Source organism: Streptomyces sp. NPDC047315 (genome assembly GCF_040643215.1).
Lineage (GTDB): Bacteria > Actinomycetota > Actinomycetes > Streptomycetales > Streptomycetaceae > Streptomyces.
The window spans coordinates 1-2,926 of sequence record NZ_JBEYTZ010000101.1; the positions used below are offsets into that span (position 1 = coordinate 1).

The following is a 2,926-nucleotide window of genomic DNA, read 5'->3' on the forward strand; positions in this document are numbered from 1 at the left end:
GCGGTGTGGGGTCTGGGTCGGGTGTTCGGGCTTGAGCAGCCGGAGCAGTACGGCGGACTGATTGACGTGCCCGCCGTCTGGCAGTCCGGCACCGGCGACCAACTGGCCGCCGCGCTGGCGGAGCCCGTAGAAGATCAGCTGTCGATAGGTTCTGCCGGCGTCTTCGCGCGTCGGTTGCACCACGCGCCGGCGCCGTCCGTCGGCGGCGAGCCGTGGAAGCCGAGCGGCACCGTCGTCGTGACCGGTGGTACGGGTGGGATCGGGTCGCATTTGGCCCGTTGGCTGGCTGAGAACGGTGCTGAGCACCTGGTCCTGCTGAGCCGCTCGGGCCCCGACGCCCCCGGCGTCGTCGCCCTCGCGGAAGAGCTGACGGCGGACGGCACTCCCACGACGGTCACGGCGTGCGACATCACCGACGCCGCGCAGCTCGGCGCGGTCCTGAGCAGCGCCGACCACCCGCCGGTCACCACCGTCATCCACGCCGCCGGAGTGTCCCGGGACGCCCCGCTCACCGAACTCACCGCCGCCGAACTGGATGACGTCCTCGCGGCGAAGGCCCTCGGCGCGGAGAACCTGGCGAATCACCTCGCCCACGGCGCGTTCCAGCGGCTGGTGCTGTTCTCGTCGAACGCCGGGGTCTGGGGCGGTGCCCGGCAGGGTGCGTACGCCGCTGCCAACGCACACCTCGACGCCCTGGCCGAGCGCGAGCGCGCCGCCGGCCGGTCCGTGACGTCGGTGGCCTGGGGGCTGTGGGACGGCGAGGGCATGGGCGCGGGCGAGGTCGGCGCCCACCTGAGCCGGCTCGGCCTGCGGCCGATGGCTCCGGAGCTGGCCGTCGAGGCGCTGCACGGGGCGCTGACCTTGGACGAGACGTTCGTGGCCGTGGCGGACGTGGACTGGGAACGGTTCGTACCGACCTTCACCGTGGCCCGGCGCCGACCGCTCATCGAGGACCTGCCCGAGTCCCGGCAGCTCGCCGCCGGCACGGACCACGAGGACGCGGACGCCGCGGCCGGCCTGCGGTCCCGACTGGAAGGGCTGGACGCGGACGACCGTCTCGACCTACTGTCCACGCTGGTGCGCACGGAAGCGGCACGGGTGCTGTCCCACTCGGGTCCGGACGCCATCGAGCCCGAACGCGCCTTCCGGGACATGGGCTTTGACTCCATCGCCTCCGTCGAGCTGCGCAAGCGGCTGAACACCGAGACCGGCCTGCAACTGCCGGCCACGGTCGCGTTCGACCACCCGACCCCGCGGATCCTCGCCGAACACCTGGCCGCCCACCTGTACGGACTGACCCCTGACGTACCCCCGTCGACCCGCGTCTTCGGAGACGTCGACCGCCTCGCGGAGACGCTGGCGGGGCTCGCCGAGGACGACGCCGTACGGAAGCGGGTGGCGCATCGGCTCCGGGAACTCCTGGACGTCTGCGAAAGCACCCCGCGCGACGCCGACGACATGGGCGCACAGCTCGGTTCGGCGAGCGACGAGGAGATCTTCGACTTCATCGACAAGCGGTTCAAACACTCCTGACACCACCCCGACCCGCCTGTCGTCTGCATCATCCTTGTGAGGAAGGCCCCACGAAATGGCTAACGAGGAACAGCTCCGCTCCTACCTGCGGTTCGTCACCACGGATCTGCACGAGACGCGCCAGCGCCTGGAGCGCCTGGAGGCCGAGCAGCACGCCCCGATCGCCATCGTGGGCATGAGCTGCCGGTTCCCCGGCGGAGTGAGCTCACCGGAAGAACTGTGGGACTTCGTCGCCGCGGGCGGCGACGCGATCGGGGACTTCCCGACGGACCGGGGCTGGGACCTGGACGCGCTGTTCGACACCGACCCGGACCGGCCCGGCGCTTCGCACACGACGGCCGGCGGGTTCGTGTACGAAGCGGGCGAGTTCGACTCCGGGTTCTTCGGCATCAGCCCGCGCGAGGCGCTGGCGATGGACCCCCAGCAGCGACTCGTCCTGGAGTGCTCCTGGGAGGCGATCGAGCGCGCCGGCATCGACGTGTCCACCCTGCGGAACACCAGCACGGGTGTGTTCGTCGGGGCCTCCGCGCAGAACTACGGGGTGTTCGCCGACCGCGCGGGCGAGGGCAGCGAGGGGTACTTCCTGACCGGGAACGCGGCGAGTGTGGTGTCGGGTCGGTTGGCGTACGTGTTCGGGCTTGAGGGTCCTGCGGTGACGGTGGACACGGCGTGCTCGTCGTCGCTGGTGGCACTTCACTTGGCGGCGCAGGCGCTGCGGTCGGGGGAGTGCGGACTCGCACTGGCCGGTGGCGTCGCGGTGATGTCGACGCCGGGTGCGTTCGTGGAGTTCAGTCGGCAGCGTGGGCTTGCGGCCGATGGTCGGTGCAAGGCGTTCGCGGCGGGCGCGGACGGCACGGGGTGGGGTGAGGGCGTCGGGCTGGTGCTGCTGGAGCGGCTGTCCGACGCGGTGGCGAACGGCCATCGAGTACTGGGTGTGCTGCGCGGCTCGGCGGTCAACCAGGACGGTGCCTCGAACGGTCTGACCGCCCCGAACGGTCCCTCGCAGCAGCGGGTGATTCATCAGGCGTTGGCGAACGCGGGTCTGTCTGCTGGTGACGTGGATGTGGTGGAGGCGCACGGCACCGGCACGACGCTGGGTGATCCGATTGAGGCGCAGGCGCTCCTTGCGACGTATGGGCAGGAGCGGGCGGAGGGTCGTCCGTTGTGGTTGGGGTCGGTGAAGTCGAACATTGGTCATACGCAGGCTGCTGCGGGTGTTGCTGGTGTGATCAAGATGGTGATGGCGATGCGTCACGGGCTGCTGCCTGAGACGTTGCATGTGGATGAGCCGTCGCCGCATGTGGATTGGTCGGCGGGTGAGGTGCGGCTGCTGACGGAGTCGGTGGCTTGGCCTGCTGAGGAGCGCGTGCGACGGGCGGGGGTGTCGTCGTTC

2 protein-coding genes are annotated in these 2,926 nt (G+C 70.8%); both read left to right on the plus strand.

The genetic code is table 11. The features are described 5' to 3' along the window. A partial coding sequence (locus ABZ842_RS38720; protein WP_361548548.1) for an SDR family NAD(P)-dependent oxidoreductase occupies window positions 1-1,533 on the plus strand: 1,533 nt, incomplete at its 5' end. A 55-nt stretch (window positions 1,534-1,588) separates the two neighbouring features. Next, on the plus strand, window positions 1,589-2,926 hold a 1,338-nt coding region (locus ABZ842_RS38725), incomplete at its 3' end, for a beta-ketoacyl synthase N-terminal-like domain-containing protein (RefSeq protein WP_361548551.1).